The organism is Paenibacillus sp. Paensp111 (genome assembly GCF_059492195.1).
The window spans coordinates 4,243,176-4,263,058 of the sequence record NZ_CP168527.1 but is presented as its reverse complement, the minus strand read 5'-3'; the positions used below and the strand labels follow the sequence as shown (position 1 = coordinate 4,263,058).

The window sequence follows — 19,883 nt, the reverse complement described above, 5'->3', positions numbered from 1 at the left end:
ATAGGTTATATAATTCCTTTAAATGTTTAAGAGTTTAAACGTTCGAACAAATAAACGTTAGTTCTTTTTTATAAATATAATCAAATTGTAGGAGGGTACAATCATGAATAAAACTGTTTTAATTACGGGCGCTACTAGTGGTTTAGGTTATGAATTTGTAAAAAAGTTTGCTGCAGATGGGTATGATTTGGTACTGGTGGCCCGTAATAGAGCCAAAATGGAAGAAATTAAGTCTCAATATCCCAACTTAACAGTGACAGTAATTAGCAAGGATCTAAGTCTGCCGAATGCAGCCAAGGAAGTGTATGAGGAGGTGAAATCGGCAGGGATTACAATAAATATCTTAGTGAACAATGCTGGTTTTGGACTGATGGGTAAATTTGAAGAGCTCGAAATTCAACAGCAATCTGAAATGATTCAATTGAATATTGCTGCCCTCACAGAAATGACCTACTATTTCTTGCCTGATTTGAAGAGTAACCCTATCCATGCAAGAATTCTAAATGTTGCGAGTACCGCTGCATTCCAGCCTGGACCCTTAATGGCGGTGTACTATGCGTCTAAAGCGTATGTGCTATCTTTTTCAGAAGCTCTGGTTGAAGAATTGGCGGACACCAATGTAACGGTTACCACGCTTTGTCCGGGAGCAACTAAGACGGGCTTCGCTTCCGTGGCGAATGTTACAAATACAAAGATGTTCAGCAGGGCCATGTCATCAGATGACGTCGCACAACAAGGCTACCGAGGAATGCTGGCTGGCAAGCGCGTAGTTATTACTGGAACTGCCAACAAACTAGGAGCCTACACAGCGAAATTCCTTCCAAGAAGCCTGGCGGCTAAAATAGCCCAATATGTTGCGAAAGAAGCATAGATAAGATTAAATAAGTTTAAAAGAGGAATAAAGGAGAGCGTTCAATGGGGCAACAAGCAATTAAAGTTTTTCGTTCATGTATTCCGCTTTTTACTGCATTAAGTGACCCGGCCAGACAAGATATTATTTTATTATTAGCGGAAAAGGAAAACTTAAGTGTGAATGAAATTGCCGAACATTCAACTTTATCGCGGCCAGCTATCTCCCATCATTTAAAGATCCTGCGCGAACAAAATCTTGTGCAGAGTGAACAAAGAGGCACACAGCGGTATTATCATCTTACCCTGGACAATTCAGTAGAATTGCTAAAAGATCTAATTCACACCGTTGAAAATGAATGTATCTAGATGGATTGAACTAAAGACTGTGTGATCGATTTCCTACCGCAAGAAGCGGTTGCCAGAATCTAAACATTTATTTCTTTAGTTCATTCTTATCCATACTCAAATTGTTCCATGATATTAACGGAACGGATCTTATTGTTAGGTAAGAACGGGGACAAACAGAGCCCAACAAGGGAAAGAGGGATAATCATGAAGCTTTCACATGAAGCATGGGAATAGGGCTTGCCTTTGCAGAGCGGTTCTTAAAGGCTGGGAATCAGGTGATTATTTGCGGACGGCGTGAACAAGCACTTCAGCAGGCAAAGGAGAAATTTCCGGACCTTATTACTCGGGTAAGTGACTTGAGTGTCGAGTCCGAGCGCGCAGCATTGTTCGACTGGGTCACAGCGAACTATCCGGAAGTGAATGTGTTGGTGAATAATGCAGGAATCCAGCAGCGCTTCAATATTCTTAAAGCCGAGGCGAAGGAGAATTGGAGTTACTTTAATAAAGAAATCACCACGAACATGGAAGTGCCTATCCATCTCTCCATGCTGTTCGCTCCATTCTTTGCAGCCAAAGAGGAGGCGGCGATCATCAACGTGACCTCCGGGTTAGCCTTTACCCCACTCGTTATTGCTCCAATATATTCAGCAACCAAGGCGGCTCTTCATTCCTTTACAGTGAGTCTGAGACATCAGCTGTCCGATACATCTGTAGAGGTCATTGAAGTTGCCCCTCCAGCCGTGAATACGGACTTGGGTGGTGCGGGACTGCATACACAAGGAGAACCTCTGGATGCCTTCGCGGATGGGATTTTCCAGGGATTAGAAGAGGGGAAACAGGAAATTGGCTATGGAAGCTCTGTAGATCGCTTGCGTATGTCCCGAGATGAAGCCGACGAACATGTTGCAAATATGTATAAGGCCATGAAGAAGACCATTGAGTAAGGTCGTTAAGTAAGCTATGTAGAAAACCAAGTGATAACCCATGTGGAAATTACATCTGTGGCCCCATGGCTAACAAGTTGCAAGAAGTGAAGCTGGCGTCATCCAGCTTAATTTGTCAGAATGGAGCCCACCCCCCGCAGACACCAAATAGCGAATCACGACTTGTCGTGATTCGCTATTTTGATGCGCTCTCGTATTACTTGTGTATTAGTAGTTAGCACCATGATTTAGTTGCTTGATCACTGTAGGATCACCTGTTGGAGAACTTTGGGGTAGACTGCTCAAGATTCCTGCCCAAATGAGTGCGGAGATTAATACCTTCTTCATCCTCAATCGCTCCCTTAAAAATAGTTTTTTGAATATCCTGATACTGTTCAATCTGGGAGACTGATGCGTGGTTTCTAAGTGCTTCAAACAAGGCTACTGCCTTTTTAAAACACTTATCATCACCTATTTTATCAGATAATGTAAAAATTTGTAAAGTAGTATTTATAGCTTCAGTATAGTCTTCTTGCTTAAACCGATACAACGACAATAGATATTTGAAAAAGAGATAGTTGGCGGATTCGACGCGGTCATCGTATGTACGGAAATCACGTTCAGCATTAGTAAGCAGGTCTATTTCGGCGTCCACATGATAGCCATGCGTTATCGCAGTTTCGATAATCGTGATTAGTCCGGGCAGGACTTCTTGGGGGTTATTCAGCAGAAAATCGACATAACGTGGGAGGTAGTCGAAATTGCCTGTAAGGACCTCGAGGGCAAGCATATTGGCCTCGGCAAAAAAATGAAAGTCAGCTATCGTCTTCTGGCTAACTTCGCTCGAATCATCAAGCCAATTCAGATCTGAATAATAAGCGACGCATTCCTTGGCCTTACCGTATAATTTCAGTTTTTGGAAGGCCAGGCCTTTCATTAAATAGCTGTAACCGAAATAGTAGACCAAGGGCCGATTCATAGGCTCATGAGTAATCTGTCTGCCGAAGGACTTGTGCTGGATGTGCTCTTTGTATATGCGATTGGCCGCTCTATACAGTTCAACTGAGATGGAGATAACTTTGTCCCAATTCTCGAAGGAATAGGCCATTTTCAGCATGCTGATCAAAGTATCTATTTCGACAGGCCCCACTAGTTCATCTGAGTCGGCTAACATACATCTATACATCTCCCTTTTTATTCCATTTATTTCTTAAAGTGTATAAGACTTGTATCTTGAGGTCAATTATGTATTTACTAGTTTTATATAATTGTAAGGATAGATTTGATTGGTGGAATACAAAAAGACCACTCTACTGTTAGAGTGGCTGAGACTTATCAATGTCAGGATACGCCTGCTTACTTTTCATTAGACCTCTCTACTGCATGCTGCTGGTACCAAGCATTGGCCTCCTCAAGCACCTCAGTTCCACCGGCTGCCATGAACTCGCGAACGAAATCGTCGAAATTCTCCACAGGCTGCTCGCCTGTGATGAAAGAGGTATAAGATTTATTTCGCAGCTTGATCAGCTTCGGACCATTCTGGATCAAGGCGGGAGTCGCTACTTCCAAGGCATTGTAAATGCCGCCCTGATCCAGGCCCAAGGTGGAGGCCCACTGTTCTCTTCGTTCTGTAGGCATCCGGGGCACGGTCATACCAAGATCTGCACCAATCCCATCCTCATAGCTGAACATCCTGTTGTAAGGAGGAAGTATAATGACATCCTTCTTCGATGTCCCCGCCCAAATCCAATGCTTCCCTTTAACTCCATATTTCATTGAAGTATTCTCATCCGGATCCGGATTAGCGCTGACATAGTCCAGAATTTGCAGAATCGCCGCAAGCTTCCCGGGCTCTTTGGCGACACTGGCCCCGATTGCCGTGAAGCTCATCAGCATATCATAGGCTTTAGAGCCACGCTTGCCACCAGGCCCGCTAAAGGGCTGGCCAAACACAGCCCGGGCGTTCGGGTTCTTGGCAGTCAATTCCTTCATGTTAAATTGTGCTTCGACTGGAGTCTCCTTGGCATTCCCCTGGTCATCGTAAGTCCAGGCCAAGTAGTCACCTTTTTGAATCCAGTGATAGTAATTACCCATCGAGGTCATCCCGATTCTTCCGTTAATAAAAGGATGGGACAGGTGCTTGTAGCCTCCCTTATTCTCCCCGGTAATGAACTCTGGATCGATAATGCCGTCCTTATACCATTTGCGAAGATATCGAAGAGCCTCTTTCATTTCCGGCTCTAGAGCGCCGATGACCAGACGATGGTCCTTTACGCCGAAGTAAAGCTGATCCGCGAAGACGATCTGCCCGAACGCACCGAAGACGACATTCATCCCCTCGCGGGACAATCCGTAGGTATCCTTGATGCCATTCCCATCGGGGTCTTCATTAGTGAATGCGTAGATCACCTTCTCAAAGTCGGCCAGCGTTTTAGGCACCGGCAGACCCAGTTTATCCAGCCAATCCTGTCTATAGACTACAGGTATGCGATAGATGTTCGTAGGATTGATCACAGGAATGCCATAGTAGCCTCCGCCTATCCGACCATCGTTCTGATAAGCGGGTGCATATTCCTGGATGGCTTTCATAATATGGGGTGCGTACTTGCTGAGCATGTCCTCCGGAATTTCGGCCAGCAGGCCTTGCTGCTGGTATTTAAGCAGGTCCTGCGGCTGCCTGATCCTGAATAGATCGGGAATGGAGCCCTGTGCGAGCTTCATATCCAGCAGCGCTTCATAGTTGTTGTTCTCCAGATTCCATACGTCCAGGTCCACATTGAATTTGTCTTCGATGTACCGCACCATCTCCGCATTCTCCGGCACCGGCAAGTTCTGATGCATGGTCCAGGAGATATGGTAACGTGGGCGGCTGGAAGCGGCTGAGCCCTGCGGCTCATCGGCTGCAGAAGTCTTGTTCGGCCCCATCTCGCAGCCGCTGACGATACCGGTTCCAATCATGATAACAAGCAGTGCAATGATAGCGGGGTAATGCCGTAATCTCCTTTTGTGCATACCGAAACCTTCCTTACCTCATGATTGCTTCCCTCGGCAGACCTGGGCGGCTACATCTGCCTAACTGAATGGCGCAGGTAGCTCCCGGGTGTGCAGCCGTACATTTCCCTGAATTTTTTAATAAAATAAGCGGCAGTCCCATAGCCGACCGTACTGGCAATTTGTTCGACGGTCATGTTATTACTCTCCAGAAGCATCTTGGCCCGTTCCATTCGCTGGCTTGTGACGTAGTCGGTATAGGTGACTCCGAGCTCTTCCTTGAAGAGCTTGCTCAAATACTTGGGACTGATAAATACCTGGGCGGATACCGCCTCCAGAGACAGATCGCCAGACAAGTGGCCCCCGATATATTGCTTGGCCAATTCAATGGTTGTAAGGGCTCGTTCGCTGTTGCGTTTCCCGGTCTGCTCGAGGAATGTGGTTACCGAATCTACAAGCCAATTCCGGAAGGACTGGATATGGTGAATTTCAATATATTGATGATACAAATCCACATGTCCTAGTCCAGGATGCTTATAACGCACGCTTTTTAAATAATCAGAGTAGACGAATACGGTATTCGCCAGAATGAAATGGCAGTAATCTGCTGGATAATTCCCTTCCCGCATCGTACTGACAAGCTGATCGGCAGCCTGGATTACCTCGCTTAACTGGCGGGCATGCAGCTTATCTCTGAACCTGAGTAATAGGGACTGGGGAATTTCGTCCAGGCTGTTCTCCCGATCCAGGAGACGGCGGTCCTTCAGAATAGAGCACTCCGGCAGGAAGTAGCCATATTTCATCAAGGTCTGTGCTTCGGTGTAGCTCCTATGGATATTTGTCATCTCTTCCACCCAGGCTCCCCACGAGAGTTGAAGATCCAGATGGAAGAGCTGCTTGCCCTCCGACAATACCTTCTGGGAGAACTGGTCTAACAGCGTATCAGATGCTTCGTTAGTTGAGAGAATCAGGGTAATTCGCTTGCCCGGAAGCTCCTCGGCCATCAGGTGGCACCCCGGCAGCTGCACAGATTCCAGCCATTGAATCATCCGGTACGTAATCACCTCCATATTCTTGGAGCTGAGACCGGCCGCGGTCTCCCCCGAATCCAGAAGCAGGCAGCAGAAGTAACGATAGGCCTGAGAGATGCCCAAGAACTTCAGCTCTTCAGTCAGTTCCTCGGGGGAGTACGTGCCCTGCAGCATATTTATCACTACGTTGTGCCTGATAATCGAGCTGTTGGCCTGCAGCGTCTCCTCCAAATTGCTGACTTTATCGCTAAGCCTGATGAAGGCGGTATCAATAAGCTTGTATTCATTCGTTCCCTGCTCCGGAGAAGGGCCGGAGAGGTCCCCGATCTTCTGGACCAGCCGTTTGATGGGGCTGTAGCTGGCTCTGGCCCATACCCCGGATAGCACAATGCCTAGCAGGATGGCAGTAAGACAGATTCCTAGGATCAGCTTCTGCACCATAATCGACTTCTCATAGAAGAAGCTGGCAGGCATGGCGCTATAAATCTTCCAGCCGGTGGATGGAAGCGTCTGATAGGAGACCACATAGGAGGTGTTACTGATCTGATCTCCAAAGCTCCCGCCCGCAGATTCAGACCTCAGTACCTTAGTGATGCTGGCATCGTAATTGCCTTGCTGACCTAGTGCTTCTTGGTCCGGTCCCATAATTACGTCCCCTGACGGGTTCAGGATGAACGTGCTTTCATATTGTGTGGGCAGCATATTGTAAATAATCCCGCTTACCGCTCGTTCCTTCACATCAATCGCAATAATCAGGTCGCTTGCCTCACCGGAGGATTGAAAAGGGTAGCTGTGCGCGTAGGTAATCAAGGCATTTGTAGGGGTCCCCGGCAGTCTGGAGAAGATGTCCTCCGGAATAAGGCGGGCCTTCGTCCATATGCTGCTGAGCTTGCTGCTGCGCATCCCGCTCATCCAATCTGCAAGAAATACCCCGCTGTCCCCCTGATCGGCATTAAACTTCAGCCCATACAATGACGAGAGCATTACATTCTGTCTGGGATCATAGAGATGCACGGCTTGAACGATGTCCGAGTGGCTGGCCACCTCTGACTTCAGCAGTTCCTGAAGATCAATGACCTTGCTTGTATTTGTATGAAAGGGAGAATCTGCAAATGTACGAAGATCAGCGGTGCTGTAAAGAGAGAGGTCCAGGTAGATTTGCTGAACCCGCTGAAGCACGGTGCTCTCAATCGTGCGGGCCGTATTCTCAAGAATGAGCTGATTTCGGCTCTGGAGCTCTTCCTTATATTTGCTAGAGAAGTAGATATAGAAGACAGAGCAGAGCAAGAGTATGATGACGAGCACAATAGAAATGTATGAAATAGCCAGATTGGCAAAGGCGGTGTTCCACTTTTTCAAGATATACTCTCCTCCCCGCCGCGATTATACAGTACATGAAGACAAGTTAATTCACGATTTATGTTAAGCGAGTGTTAAATTCTACATACCGGACCCGAATGATCCTAAATTAATAGAAAAGAGAAATTGTCATATTGAGGCGCGGCGCGGGCGGGTGCTACACTTGGGACCGATTCAAATCCCAATACCCATATGATAGGAGTAGAGACGATTGAAAGTGAAATTCACAAAATGGTTATCTGTTGCTGCGGGCCTGGCGCTCATCTCCAGTTCCATTCCCTTGAACCCTGCCATGGCCGCATCCACCGCGCCAGGGACCGAACTGCCTGCAGCGCCGGCATGGGGGTATTTCGTAGATAGCTACAAGAACAATACCTCTATGAATAAGACCGTGGAATCCAATCCGACAATTGGCATGCTGTCCGGATATTTAGAGCTTTGGACACCAGGAACCTCCTGGGATAACGGGACCAAGCTGAACAGCAGCGTACTGGATGCCAACATTAAGTATGTAGCCGATCTTGCAGCCAGCCGCACGCCCAAGCAGGAGGAAGCAGCCTATTATGATGACCGGAGAAATCAAACCTATGGAGCGGCCGACGGGCTGGGATCCTTATCCGAAGTGTATCGCACCAAGTCAGGAACGTTCACCACAATTACCAGCATCCCGGCTGACGCTACCACGGTAAAGTACAATGACGGGAACGGAGAGAATAAAGGCGGCGATTCGAATTCGGAGCTCGGCAAGATGGTGGACCTCATCGGAACGCTGCGGGGTAATTACGCTTCTACTACACCCGCCAAAAATTTCTACAACTACAAACGTCCATTTCGCTGGCTGGATCCTTCTATTATTGTTCCAACCCTGGTACCCGCGATCAGCCCGACTCCGGCTACGGATGGCGGCTTCCCAAGCGGTCATACCAACGCATCGTATCTGGCCGCACTCTCCCTGGCCTATGCTGTGCCAGAGCGGTTTCAGGAGCTGTTGACCCGGGCTTCGGAGATGGGGAACAGTCGTATCCTGTCCGGCATGCATTCGCCGCTGGATGTGATGGGCGGACGTGTCATGGCAACGGCTCTTGCGGCGGCTGCTCTAGCTGATGCGGATAATGCCGAGTTGAAGAAAGCTGCTTATGACCAGGCGCATAATATTCTATTGAAACAGACAGGTACAGCAGAAGACCGGTTCAGTGATTATCAGAGAAATAAAGCCGAGTTCACCCAGCGCTTGACCTATGGGTTCCCTCAGATTAATGAAGCAACCAAGCCCGTCGTTGTTCCGAAGGGTGCTGAGGTACTTCTGGAGACCCGATTGCCTTACCTCAGCGCTGAGCAGCGCCGCGCGGTTCTAGCTACGACAGGCCTTCCATCAGGCTATCCGGTGCTGGACGATCCGGAAGGCTGGGGACGTCTGAACCTGTTCGCTGCTGCTGACGGATTTGGTGCCCTGAATAGTGACGTAACAGTGACCATGGACGCCGACAAAGGCGGGTTCCATGCACTGGATCGCTGGCGGAACGATATCTCTGGCACAGGCAAGCTGACCAAGGAAGGAACCGGAACCTTGAAGCTGCAGGGCAGCAATACCTATTCGGGTGGAACCCAGATTAACGCCGGGATACTTGAGGGCGATTCGGCAGCGGCCTTCGGCAGCGGGGATGTGGCTAACAGCAAAGGCTCAGTTGTAGAGAATGTATCAGGTAAGATGACTATTGGCGGAAGCTTCACTCAGTCGTCAGAAGGTAATCTGGAGCTTAACCTTGCCAGTGCCCAAGACGTACTGGAGATTAAGGGAGCTGTGAATATAGGCGGGAAGCTACACGTGACTTTTGCGAATCATTATGTGCCTGGCAGCGGGGTAATCCCGCTTGTGACCTACGGGGCTAATCAACGGACCGGAGAATTTGCCTCCGCTAAGATTGATGGACTGCCAGACAAGTACAGCGCTCAGGTCGTCTATCAGAACAATCAGATCGCTCTAGCCATTACGGACAAGACGGCTCCAGGCAGCGGTGGCGGCAACTCGAATCCGGGCGGCTCCAATCCTTCCCCGGGCGGGTCGTCAGGTGGCAGTACGACTCCAGTGACTCCAGCTGAACCACCGGTGAAGCAACCTGTTCCTGCTGAACAGCCGTCGACCAGGGTCAATCCGTTCCAATCCACCGTCGTCAGTCAGGAGGCCGTAGTGAAGGCGGTCAGCAACTCCATCGCCGCAACGAAGAATGTGAGCAAGAGCTTCAGCGATACCTCAGGTCACTGGAGCGGTAGCACCATTGCTGTAGCCGCGAAGCTGCAGATTGTCAGCGGATATAAAGATGGCACATTCCGTCCCGATGCACCCGTAACAAGAGCTGAATTTGCAGCAATGATTGCCCGTGCCTTCGGATTGGATCCTAGCCCGGCTTCGGCCGCGACGTATCAGGATACAGGCTCGAGCTGGGCGGCCGGTTATATCGGCACCTTGGCGTCAAGGGGCGTGGTGAACGGATACCAAGATGGCACGTTCAGACCCAATGCGCAGATCACCCGCGCTGAAATGGTGACGATCATTACACGTCTGCTGAACCTCAGTGTGCTTCAGGCAAGCACACCTGCCAGCTTCACAGATGTGAGCAGCGGGAACTGGGCGGCCGATGCAATTAAGCAGGCATCCTCAGCCAATTTGATTCAGGGGGTAGCCGCTTCTACATTCGCACCTCAGAGCCCGGCGGCTCGCGGCGAAGCCGTGACACTCATTATCCGCGCTTTGGAGAGCGACAGCTCCATCAAGGAGTTAATCAGAGGAATGTAAGAGGGAGTTAGACACAAGAAGCATCATAATCTAGGAGAATGCCGTTAGCGAATGCCTTACTTGGTTTTGGTTAGAGGCTCTCCATGTGACAAGAGAAGGGGAAAGGGTTCGTGTTAGCAGCGAGCCCTTTTCCCCTTATTTAAGTAACAAAGCAGAACTAGCATACAACCATGGGGTGCGAAGAGCACCTATAGGGAAGCCGAAGTTCCCAACTCTCTTAATTGATTCAGAATTTCCTGGGGCTCCAGCCGCTGCATGAAGTCCGGGTTCACATAAGCGAACCGGACAACGCCCGCCGGGTCAATGATGAAGGTCGAGGGAATAGGAAGGACCCAGCTATCAGCAGCATTGTATTCTGTCAGGTTCACGCCTAGCCGATTCCCCGTAATCTCTCGAATATTTGGAGGCAGCTCAAAAAGCAGATGATATGAGTCAGCCACCAGACCGCTCGTATCGCTAAGAACCTGGAAGCTAAGGTTTTCTTTCTCCTGCTGGGAGAGCGAATGGTCCGGAGTCTGCGGACTTATAGCGATCAGCTGCCCACCCAGCGCTTCAATTTGCGGAAGTATATTCTGGTAAGCCCGCAGTTGCAGATTGCAGAAGGGGCACCAGCCACCGCGGTAGAACGTTAATACGACAGGACTGCGAGCCAGCTGTTCGAATAAATTAACAGGAGTGCCTGCCGAGTTCATTAAGGTGAAGTCAAAGGCCTGTTGTCCCTGCTGCAACCCGTACACCGTACCGGATGCCTGCTGCTGACCAATCATGCGGAACATTTCCTCGTGCACCTCCTTAGGCGTCTTGGCCACAAATTGCTTTTTGGCTTGACCCAGGACTTCATTTAGCAGCATTATCATATTCCTCCTTCTATCGGGGAACATCCCCATTTTTCTTTGCATACAACCAACCAAGGCGTACTTTTTAAAAAAAGATACCGACTGGTATCATTACTATAACATACAGATATTCCCTAAAAAAGAGAAATATATTTAAGTTTGTGATTGATCAATCACTAATTATGAGATAAGATGATGTTAAGTTAGTGATTGGTCAATCACAAATCATTGAAAAGAGGTTGATATTAGATGGCTATGGCAAAAGCAATGGTTATTGGAGCAACGGGCGGCACGGGAGCCGCCATTACGGAAGAGCTGGTAAGACGCGGTATACAGACGGTAGCATTTGGACGTTCACGTCACAAGCTGGAGCAATTCGCCGCCAGGATGGGCCATCCTGCACATTTATCGCTGGCTGTAGGGGATGCCATGCATCCCGATGATATTGTAGCTCAAGCTGGCGATGTAGATGTATTGTTCCACTGTGCGAACGTTCCTTATCATGAGATGACAAGCAGGCTTCTTCCACTGGGAGAGTCGGTGATGGAGGCAGCCGAGCGGTTAGGAACCAAAGTGGTCGCGATAGACGGTATCTACCCTTATGGGAAGAGGCAGACCGACCTGGTAACAGAAGAGCATCCCAAACAGCCCCATACCAAGAAAGGAAGAGTCCGTCTTGAATTCGAGCACATGCTGTTCAGTAAGCGGTGGAGCAGAGCCCAGGTCTTGATTGCCAGGTTACCCGATTACTACGGGCCTACAGCTAACGAAGCTTCGTATTTAGGTTCAACCCTAGAGGCCATCGCTGCCGGCAAAATGGCCTTCTTCATCGGCAACATGCACACGCCCCGCGAGTTCATCTATCTGCCTGATGCGGCAGCCATGGTCGTGGAGGTGGCAGGCCGGGACTTTGCCTACGGACAGAACTGGAACATACCGGGAGCGGGATTGATAGCCGGGCGTGATATTGTAAGCATCGCGCAAGCCGCCAGCGGATCTGCCAAGCCGGTGATTCCTCTTAAGAAGCTGGGTCTATCCTTGCTTGGGTTGGGTCTTCCCGTAATGAAGGAAGTCGTTGAGATGCTGTATTTAACCGAAGAACCGCTAACACTAAGCCCTGATAAGTACCAAAGGCTAATCGGCCCCGTCGTGGCAACACCGTTCCAAGAGGGAATCTCGGCAACGATAAAAGAATTGCAAAACCGAAAGTAAAAAAGTTATGCAATCTAGTTATTGATTGATCACTCATATAACACTCGGTGCGTACCCATATTTAATTTGATGCGGCAAAGTAGAAAACCTCTTCCAGAGAGAAGAGGTTTTTGCTTTTAACAGTATTGAGTTTCATTGGGGAACAATATATATTAAATATAACTAGATATATCTAATTATATCTAAACATAATAAAAGGCGTTAAAACCTTAAGTTTCAAAGAGGATTTCTCCTGTACGAGACAGATCATAGCCTGAAATTGCTTGAAGCTCTTTCTTGAAGGCCTCGGATTGAAGGATTTGCAGCAGTGCAGGAATCCAGAGCTCATTGCCGGGAGTCTTGAGCATGACCAGATCATATCGTTCCTGAATCAGGGGTATAAATTCGATTTGTCCGACGATAGAAGCCGTCTTCTCGATTCCTACACCGACGTCCGCTTCGCCCGATGCAATCTGTGTGGCTACACCGAGGTGGTTGGTCTGCTCGTTGAGATACCCGATCAGCTGCCCTGTCTTGATTCCGTGAAGACGAAGCTGTTCGTCCAGGAGTACTCTGGCGCCAGAGCCCTTCTCCCGGTTCACGAGCCGAAGCCCCGTACGGCCCAAATCGGCCCAAGCCTTAAGCCCGTGGGGATTTCCCTGCTGGACATACAGGCCGGCATTCCGGATCAGCAGGTTGACGACAAGATAAGATGAACCCACGAGGATCTTCCGGATATAGGGTATATTGTATTCGCCAGTATCTCCATCTAACAGGTGGGTGCTGACGATGTCAGCTTCGCCTTTGTACATAGAAATCAAACTGTCCAGGCTGCCTACAAAAGAACGCAGAGGGCGTATGCCCGGAAGCTTCTTCTCCATGTGCTTGGCTAATATATCGAGTCCAATGTCATGGCCTGTAATCACCACAGAGCCTGCCGGACTGGCGGGAGCCTGGACAGGGGAAGGCACGGGGATAGGGCGTTCTGCTGCTGGGACCATTCTTGCCCGTTGTTTGTAAGCTTCAAGCTCAGAAGCATCGACCCGCATTTGCTTGCCGACCCGATAAGAGGCGAGTTCCCCTTTTTTGATCAGATCATAGACAGTAAGCTTGGATATTTTCAATAGTTTGGCGATTTCTTCAGTTGTATATGACATATCGGTGGACATAGTGAGACCCTCCCAGCTAGCTGCATAAGTCGCGTGGTTTCCGAGCCTAATTATAACATAAGCTTCTTAATCACTCCCGAATCCTGGGGGACTAAGTATGATCCATCGTTAAATGATGCCTTTATTAGTTCATTCTTTATATTTAAGTATAACTAGATATAGTTAGGAATCATTAAATACTAATCTTGGAGGGTAACCATGTTTAGAAAAATAAAGATCAGTATGTCCTTGTCTATTATCTTAGCCTTAGCGGTAGCATTGGCAGGCTGCGGTACGCCGCAGGATACGGCTGCAACCCAGAGCGGAGATACGCAAGCCCAAAGCGCAGGCACATCAACCACCAAGCGGGCGGAGACCGCCGAACTGCTTGTATCCGCGGCAGCCAGCATGACCGATGCTCTTAGGGATATCCAGAAGGATTACGAGGCTGTCCATCCTGACGTCAAATTGACCTTTAACTTTGGCGCATCCGGCGCCCTGCAGCATCAAATTGAGCAGGGAGCCCCCGCGGACTTATTCCTGTCTGCTGCGGCGAAGAACATGAAAGCCCTGGTAGATCAGCAGCTAATAGACCCCGGTCAGCAGAAGGATCTGCTCGGCAACCAGCTGGTGGCCGTTGTTCCTGAAGACGGGAAGGCTCAGGTTGCAAGCGCATCAGACCTGACCAAGGAGGGCGTGAAGAACGTGGCCATTGGCATTCCTGAGAGTGTACCGGCAGGGAATTATGCCAAGGAGGCGCTGACCAGCTTGAAGCTGTGGGATGCGCTGCAGCCCAAGATGGTTCAGGGGAAGGATGTAAGACAGGTCCTTCAATATGTAGAAACGGGGAATGCAGATGTCGGCTTCGTCTATAAGACAGATGCCTTGAGCTCTCACAAAGTAAAGGTCGCCTTCACTGTAGCCCCCCAGGCGTATAAGCCGATTGTGTATCCCATCGGGATTGTGAAGGCGACCCGGCACAGCAAAGAGGCGGAGGACTTTTACACCTATCTGCAGTCCAAGGCAGCACTGAATGTCTTTGTTAAATACGGATTCTCCGTGTTGAATTAATGGCTGTAGTACAGCCTGCCAAACCACGCCAGACACATGCCCATCTTCATCCAGCATCCAGCAGAAGTCCTGAAACTCCCGCACTTTATAGCGCATGAGCTTCAGGATTCTTTGTGTTGGTGGGGCTATTTATCTGGAGTAATCGTTCTTCCGGATATCAGAATATAGCGCAGCATATTTGGCTTGGTGGTTAGAACATGGCCGCTATCTTCAATATGCCTGCTGAGGATGGCGTCCTTTTTCACAGCCGGTCTGCTTCGATCCTTAATGTCCACCGAGTTATAAGGAATATCAAATAAGCCGCCTTCATCAAAATAAATCATCGTAGATAAATTCTCTTCTCCTTGCGGGATATCGGTTCCGGTGATATTTCGGGCTGTAAGATTAAAGTTGAAATGGGTCATGTTCTTGCTAATGGACGTGCTGAGTGTGTAATACAAGGGCTCGAATGCATCCGGATTTAACGTTCTGGATATGGCTACACGGTCATCATCCAGAAGATATTTTAGCAGGCCCTGCCGCAGCAGCCGGTCATCCTTAAGCGTGAGCACATCGTGATTCAAAGTGACCTTGTAGGCAAAGGCATCGAACAGGATGCGAGCCGGAATAATCATAGATCCTTTCTCTATTACAGGCTGCGTGTCCATGTCCACCCTTGTCCCATTCACAATGGCGAGATTACTCCCTGCTTGAATTTTAACAAGGTTATTATTCTGCCTAATTTCAGCTGAGCGTGATGCAGGGTCATACGTAACAGACGCACCTAACAGCTCGCCTGCTGCTCTTAACGGCAGCATGAGGCGGTTCATCTTATCGATATAAGGCGCTTTCGGATAAGTGTAGGCAACATAGTAATCATTCATTTTTAGAAGAATGGGTGTCGTGCCCTTCGGACTTGCCGCGTAGCTGCTATTAGCTGTGCACAGCATTAAGGTGAGCACGAGAAGAAAAAGGGTGCATTTTCTGAGCTTGGTCACTTACAAATCTCTCCTTTTATGGTATTTAAGTGTTAGACTCTGAATATTGGAAAATGTTGCAGACAGAAGCCGATTTCGAAGGGGAGGCAGGGGTTATGTGGCTCGTGCAACTGACCAGAGATAAGCTTGAGACAAGGAGAGGCATGCATGCTGAACAGACAGGGGTTTGATATGTGGGCAAGTGATTATGATACGGAGGTACAGCTCAGTGATGAGGGGAATTCGTATCCATTCGCTGGGTACAGGAAGGTTTTGAATCTTATTTTCGGAGAAATTATGCAAAAAGGGCCATCAAGGGTTCTCGACATCGGTTTTGGCACCGGCATATTAACTAGTAAATTATACGACCAGGGCCACGCGATGGATGGCCTGGATTTCTCAGCCAAAATGATCAGCATAGCCAAGTCTAAAATGCCGTTGGCCAATCTGATGGAATGGGATATCTCGGAAGGGATTCCAGACTGTATATTGGGCAACAGATACGACTTTATTGTTAGCACGTATGCCCTGCACCATTTGCCGGATGAGGATAAAGTTGCGTTTATTCAGGCGCTGCTTCCCTTGCTCACGGAGCAGGGGAGACTGCTCATCGGAGATATTTCCTTTAGCACGCGCGAGCAGCTGGAGTGTTGTAGAACCGAGAGCGGAGAACTGTGGGACGATGAGGAGTTCTATTTTGTCCATGAAGATATGAGCGTTAGGCTGGCGGGGTGCTGCCAGTTGGAGTATCATCCCATCTCTCATTGCAGCGGAGTGTTTGTCATTTCGCGATTCGAAGCTTAAAGCAGGCTTTATCAGATTCAACCAATTCCTGGGGAAGCAGCGTTGTGAAGAGTGAGATTGACTCTGAAAGCAAGCCGAGCGTGCGATATAGCGCGTTTCGGTTTGCTTTTTATTTTTTCAAAAAAGGGATTGAAATCTTTGTAACTCCTAGTTATAATACAAAGCATAACAAATATAAAAACGCTTTCAAGAGAAGGAGGTGAAGCAGCTGATACTTGCAGGCATGAATATTACGTACAGGCATTTTCCATTCCAGCACTTCCTGGACTCGGTGACCCAATTGGAGATTGACCATATCGAGCTGTGGGCGGGTGAGCCCCATTTATATGTCTACCGCAGTGTCCTTGGCAATCTGAGGCAGATCAGGCAGCAGTTAAGGTCCCGAAATATAAAAGTCGTCTGTTATACACCTGAACAGTGCGTATATCCTTACAACATTGCGGCTTCAGACCGGGACTTACGGAAGAAGAGTGTCGATTATTTCATCGACAATCTGTACGCTGCGCTAGAGCTTGGGACGGATATGATGCTGATGACCTCCGGAATAGGAGACTTCGCCGTATCACAAGAGGAATCGTGGAGATATGCGAGTGACTCCATCCACAAGGTATGCGAGGTGGCAGAGCGTGAAGGCATGACGATTGCATTAGAGCCACTAACCCGGTTCGAGTCGAATCTTATTATCGATTCCAAAGGGGTCAAGCGAATGCTTGAGGAAGTCCGGTCCCCATCGTTAAAAGGAATGATTGACACTGTAGCCATGCAGCTCGCGGGTGAATCCCCGGAGGATTGCTTCCGCATCCTCCCCGAAATATGCCATTTCCATCTGATTGATGGAGACGGGAAGTCAGATGCGCATCTAGCTCTGGATGATGGGGTGCTGAACTGGCGAAAATATTTAGAAGGTCTGCAGCATCACGGTTACAAGGGGGCATGTACCCTAGAGATCATGGGATTTCATTACTATCAGAACCCGCACGAAGCACTTATGGAATCAATCAGGAAAATAAGGAATTTGCAAGTCCTATCATCTTGATTTGGAGGAACTCGTTATGAGTAGTAATGGCGCACTTACAAGAAAACTGGGCTTCTGGTCGGCCCTTGCCATCGCTGTTGGAACTACGATAGGCTCCGGAATCTTCGTCTCATCCGGGGATGTTGCAAAAGCTGCGGGTATCCCTTCGATTTCGATTCTGGCTTGGATTATCGGTGGGGTTATCGCGATTCCGCAGGTTATGGTACTCGCGGAACTGTCGACGGCTTACCCGCAAAATGGAAGCGGTTACGTGTATTTGAACAAGGCGGGCTGGAGGCCCTTGGCCTTTCTATACGGGTGGGCCACGTTCTGGGCGCTGGACCCCCCATCCATCTCGATTATGGCTCTGGCCATCGTCGCTTACACGGCAAGCTTCTTCCCGTTCTTCGCCGGGATCGCCGGCAAGCTGCTGGGAGTAGCCATCATTCTGATCATCACGGCGATTCACTACCGAAGTGTAAAGGCGGGCGGAAGCTTTCAGGTCATAATCACAGCGGTGAAGATCATTCCTTTCATCATCGTTATTGTCCTGGGATTCATGTATATGAACTTTGACAATTTCAGCTATACGCCTGCGGCGGGCGCGGCAAGTTCGAGCTTAATCGGCGGGGTATCTGCTACAACATGGGCCTACACAGGGATGGCAGCCATCTGCTTTATGGCTGGAGAATTCAAAAATCCAGGGAAGGTTCTCCCTAAGGCATTAATTAGTTCGGTAATGATCGTACTCGGTCTATATACACTGCTTGCCGTTTGTGTCACTGGCTTGATGCCGTTTGATAAATTGATGGGTTCAAGTTCCGCTGTCTCCGATGCCGTTAAATATATCCCTGGACTGTCGGGCATGGCCTCATCCTTTGTGGCTATTACGGCAATTATCGTTATACTGGGTTCCTTGAGCTCCTGTATCATGTTTCAGCCTCGCCTGGAGTATGCCATGGCGAAGGATGGGCTGTTCTTCCAGCGCTTTGCGAAAGTCCATCCCAAATTCGAAACACCAAGCTTTTCGATTCTTGCTCAGGTTACCTTTGCCTGTATTCTTGTGTTCTTCAGCAATTTAACGGAATTGCTGGGTTACTTTACACTCATCCAATTGGTCATCAACATTTTGGACTTTGCTGCGGTCTATAAATGCCGGAAGAGAGAGGACTACAACCCGATTTATCGGATGCCGGTATGGAGAGTCACGACGATACTGGCTATTCTTGGGGCTGGCTGGCTTGCGTGGGGAACCTTTACCTGGGCTCCAGTGCAAGGCATGATTGCCGCGGCGATTGTCATCGCCACAGGTCTGCCCGTGTACTACTACTGGGAGAGGAAATATGGCTCCAAAAGCAGGAACAGCAGCAGCGATATCGTCGCCTAAACTTATGAGAAAGGGAGCTGGCTGTCTGCCGGCTTCCTACAGATGAAACAAGAAATTGCACTAATTGTACTATTATATTACGATACAAGATATAACAAATAAAATGGATGATATTGGAGTCCATGCACTCCAGTATAGGGAGGGAACATAAATGTTGAATTTTGATGAACAGTTATTCCTTAAGCTTGTGGAACAAGAGGGACTGGCCTACCGGGGACAAATTGAAGAGATTGTAGATGGAATTGCCAAGAAAGGCTACAGCAATATTTTTCTGATTGGTGCGGGCGGTACGATTGCCATGATGTATCCTTATGAGTATATTTTGAAATCGAGTTCAACCATTGATGTGCACGCGGAGATCGCTTCTGAATTCATGGTCATGAACAACAGACACTTCAGCAAGGATTCGGTATGCATCTTCACCTCCGTATCCGGGACCACCCAGGAGACCGTTGCTGCAGCCGAGTTCTGTAAGGAGCGGGGAGCAACTACCTTTGCCCTGGTAGCTGAGCCGAACACGCCACTAACCCAAATTGTAGATTACTGCATCACAACCGGCTCTGAAAAGCACTCCTTCGACACATTCTTCATGCTCCTGTACATGGTCGTGTTCCGCTTTATGTATAACAACAACGAGTTCCCTCAATATGAGCAGTTCACGAAGGAAGTTGCCCTGCTGCCACGCGCCATTCTGGATGCGGTGAAGACCTTTGATCCAAAAGCAGAGGAATTCGCGATCAAGCATAAGGATACTGACTACCACATGATGATTGGTTCTGGCAACTTGTGGGGGAATACCTACTGTTACGCTATGTGCGTACTCGAAGAGATGCAGTGGATTCATGCGAAGTCGATTCATGCGGCAGAATTCTTCCACGGCACGCTTGAACTTGTGGTTGAGGACACTAGTGTCATTCTCTTGAAAGGGGAAGATGAGACGAGACCTCTGACAGACCGCGTAGAGAGATTTGCTGAGAAGATTACGAATCAGCTGACCGTGATTGATACGAGGGACTTCACGATGGAAGGGATCAGTGAAGAGTTCAGAAAGCATTTTGCCGTAAGTATCAACTGGTCTGTACTTAGCCGGATCAGCGTCTACATGGAGCGGGAGAGAAACCATCCATTAACGCTTAGAAGATACTATCGTAAAATGGAATACTAAGCTGATCTGAGC

16 protein-coding genes are annotated in these 19,883 nt (G+C 48.7%); 10 read left to right on the top strand and 6 right to left on the bottom strand.

Translation table 11 applies throughout. The annotated features are described in order from the left end of the window. Positions 1–103: 103 nt before the first annotated feature. The 3 genes from ACEN86_RS20075 to ACEN86_RS20065 all read left to right on the top strand — a co-directional run bounded on the left by ACEN86_RS20075 (position 104) and on the right by ACEN86_RS20065 (position 2,144). Positions 104–871, top strand: coding sequence for an SDR family NAD(P)-dependent oxidoreductase (locus ACEN86_RS20075; protein WP_495632240.1), 768 nt, complete (start codon positions 104–106; stop codon positions 869–871). Positions 872–915: 44 nt separating this feature from the next. Continuing rightward, a complete protein-coding gene (locus ACEN86_RS20070) occupies positions 916–1,218 on the top strand; it encodes an ArsR/SmtB family transcription factor (protein WP_495632239.1) in 303 nt (100 codons plus the stop codon). Positions 1,219–1,424: 206 nt separating this feature from the next. Further along, on the top strand, positions 1,425–2,144 hold the full coding sequence (locus ACEN86_RS20065) for an SDR family oxidoreductase (RefSeq protein ID WP_495632238.1): 720 nt from the start codon (positions 1,425–1,427) through the stop codon (positions 2,142–2,144). 250 nt (positions 2,145–2,394) lie between these two features. On the opposite strand, the gene ACEN86_RS20060 is transcribed toward ACEN86_RS20065, so the two are convergent. From ACEN86_RS20060 to ACEN86_RS20050, 3 genes are all read right to left on the bottom strand, one after another. Further along, positions 2,395–3,297 carry a DNA-binding protein gene (locus tag ACEN86_RS20060; protein ID WP_495632237.1) on the bottom strand — a complete coding sequence of 301 codons (903 nt, stop codon included), beginning with the start codon at positions 3,295–3,297 and terminating at the stop codon, positions 2,395–2,397. 182 nt (positions 3,298–3,479) lie between these two features. Beyond that, positions 3,480–5,135 carry a type 2 periplasmic-binding domain-containing protein gene (locus ACEN86_RS20055; protein ID WP_495632236.1) on the bottom strand — a complete coding sequence of 552 codons (1,656 nt, stop codon included), beginning with the start codon at positions 5,133–5,135 and terminating at the stop codon, positions 3,480–3,482. A gap of 50 nt (positions 5,136–5,185) precedes the next feature. Then, on the bottom strand, positions 5,186–7,504 hold the full coding sequence (locus ACEN86_RS20050) for a helix-turn-helix domain-containing protein (RefSeq protein WP_495632235.1): 2,319 nt from the start codon (positions 7,502–7,504) through the stop codon (positions 5,186–5,188). 217 nt (positions 7,505–7,721) lie between these two features. Here ACEN86_RS20050 and ACEN86_RS20045 point away from each other — a divergent pair, with 217 nt between their 5' ends. Beyond that, positions 7,722–10,298: an S-layer homology domain-containing protein gene (locus ACEN86_RS20045; RefSeq protein ID WP_495634363.1), complete on the top strand. Its 2,577-nt coding sequence runs from the start codon at positions 7,722–7,724 to the stop codon at positions 10,296–10,298. 188 nt (positions 10,299–10,486) lie between these two features. Here the strand turns inward: ACEN86_RS20045 and ACEN86_RS20040 are convergent, their stop codons facing one another. Further along, positions 10,487–11,149, bottom strand: coding sequence for a peroxiredoxin-like family protein (locus tag ACEN86_RS20040; RefSeq protein ID WP_495632234.1), 663 nt, complete (start codon positions 11,147–11,149; stop codon positions 10,487–10,489). A gap of 240 nt (positions 11,150–11,389) precedes the next feature. Here ACEN86_RS20040 and ACEN86_RS20035 point away from each other — a divergent pair, with 240 nt between their 5' ends. Continuing rightward, positions 11,390–12,346, top strand: coding sequence for an SDR family NAD(P)-dependent oxidoreductase (locus ACEN86_RS20035; RefSeq protein WP_495634362.1), 957 nt, complete (start codon positions 11,390–11,392; stop codon positions 12,344–12,346). A gap of 209 nt (positions 12,347–12,555) precedes the next feature. Here the strand turns inward: ACEN86_RS20035 and ACEN86_RS20030 are convergent, their stop codons facing one another. Next, positions 12,556–13,494, bottom strand: a complete 939-nt coding sequence (locus ACEN86_RS20030) for a substrate-binding domain-containing protein (protein ID WP_495632233.1) — start codon at positions 13,492–13,494, stop codon at positions 12,556–12,558. A gap of 198 nt (positions 13,495–13,692) precedes the next feature. Here ACEN86_RS20030 and modA point away from each other — a divergent pair, with 198 nt between their 5' ends. Next, on the top strand, positions 13,693–14,544 hold the full coding sequence (gene modA / locus ACEN86_RS20025) for a molybdate ABC transporter substrate-binding protein (protein ID WP_495632232.1): 852 nt from the start codon (positions 13,693–13,695) through the stop codon (positions 14,542–14,544). Positions 14,545–14,669: 125 nt separating this feature from the next. On the opposite strand, the gene ACEN86_RS20020 is transcribed toward modA, so the two are convergent. Beyond that, the gene (locus tag ACEN86_RS20020; protein WP_495632231.1) at positions 14,670–15,521 is read right to left on the bottom strand and encodes a copper amine oxidase N-terminal domain-containing protein; all 852 of its coding nucleotides are present in this window, start codon (positions 15,519–15,521) and stop codon (positions 14,670–14,672) included. A 147-nt stretch (positions 15,522–15,668) separates the two neighbouring features. Between ACEN86_RS20020 and ACEN86_RS20015 the strand changes: the two genes are divergently transcribed. From ACEN86_RS20015 to ACEN86_RS20000, 4 genes are all read left to right on the top strand, one after another. Then, entirely contained in the window at positions 15,669–16,304 is a 636-nt protein-coding gene (locus ACEN86_RS20015) for a class I SAM-dependent methyltransferase (protein ID WP_495632230.1), read from the top strand. A 208-nt stretch (positions 16,305–16,512) separates the two neighbouring features. After that, a complete protein-coding gene (locus ACEN86_RS20010; protein WP_495634361.1) occupies positions 16,513–17,340 on the top strand; it encodes a sugar phosphate isomerase/epimerase family protein in 828 nt (275 codons plus the stop codon). Positions 17,341–17,356: 16 nt separating this feature from the next. Continuing rightward, positions 17,357–18,706, top strand: a complete 1,350-nt coding sequence (locus tag ACEN86_RS20005; RefSeq protein WP_495632229.1) for an amino acid permease — start codon at positions 17,357–17,359, stop codon at positions 18,704–18,706. 151 nt (positions 18,707–18,857) lie between these two features. Further along, on the top strand, positions 18,858–19,871 hold the full coding sequence (locus ACEN86_RS20000) for an SIS domain-containing protein (RefSeq protein WP_495632228.1): 1,014 nt from the start codon (positions 18,858–18,860) through the stop codon (positions 19,869–19,871). The last annotated feature ends 12 nt before the right edge of the window (positions 19,872–19,883 follow it).

What these genes read in the sequence shown, in the direction of transcription:
- ACEN86_RS20075 (WP_495632240.1), top strand. Translation starts at nt 104, where the DNA reads ATGAATAAAACTGTTTTAATTACGGGCGCTACTAGTGGTTTAGGTTAT.
- ACEN86_RS20070 (WP_495632239.1), top strand. Translation starts at nt 916, where the DNA reads ATGGGGCAACAAGCAATTAAAGTTTTTCGTTCATGTATTCCGCTTTTT.
- ACEN86_RS20065 (WP_495632238.1), top strand. Translation starts at nt 1,425, where the DNA reads ATGGGAATAGGGCTTGCCTTTGCAGAGCGGTTCTTAAAGGCTGGGAAT.
- ACEN86_RS20060 (WP_495632237.1), bottom strand. Translation starts at nt 3,297, where the DNA reads ATGTTAGCCGACTCAGATGAACTAGTGGGGCCTGTCGAAATAGATACT.
- ACEN86_RS20055 (WP_495632236.1), bottom strand. Translation starts at nt 5,135, where the DNA reads ATGCACAAAAGGAGATTACGGCATTACCCCGCTATCATTGCACTGCTT.
- ACEN86_RS20040 (WP_495632234.1), bottom strand. Translation starts at nt 11,149, where the DNA reads ATGCTGCTAAATGAAGTCCTGGGTCAAGCCAAAAAGCAATTTGTGGCC.
- ACEN86_RS20035 (WP_495634362.1), top strand. Translation starts at nt 11,390, where the DNA reads ATGGCAAAAGCAATGGTTATTGGAGCAACGGGCGGCACGGGAGCCGCC.
- ACEN86_RS20030 (WP_495632233.1), bottom strand. Translation starts at nt 13,494, where the DNA reads ATGTCCACCGATATGTCATATACAACTGAAGAAATCGCCAAACTATTG.
- modA (WP_495632232.1), top strand. Translation starts at nt 13,693, where the DNA reads ATGTTTAGAAAAATAAAGATCAGTATGTCCTTGTCTATTATCTTAGCC.
- ACEN86_RS20015 (WP_495632230.1), top strand. Translation starts at nt 15,669, where the DNA reads ATGCTGAACAGACAGGGGTTTGATATGTGGGCAAGTGATTATGATACG.
- ACEN86_RS20005 (WP_495632229.1), top strand. Translation starts at nt 17,357, where the DNA reads ATGAGTAGTAATGGCGCACTTACAAGAAAACTGGGCTTCTGGTCGGCC.
- ACEN86_RS20000 (WP_495632228.1), top strand. Translation starts at nt 18,858, where the DNA reads ATGTTGAATTTTGATGAACAGTTATTCCTTAAGCTTGTGGAACAAGAG.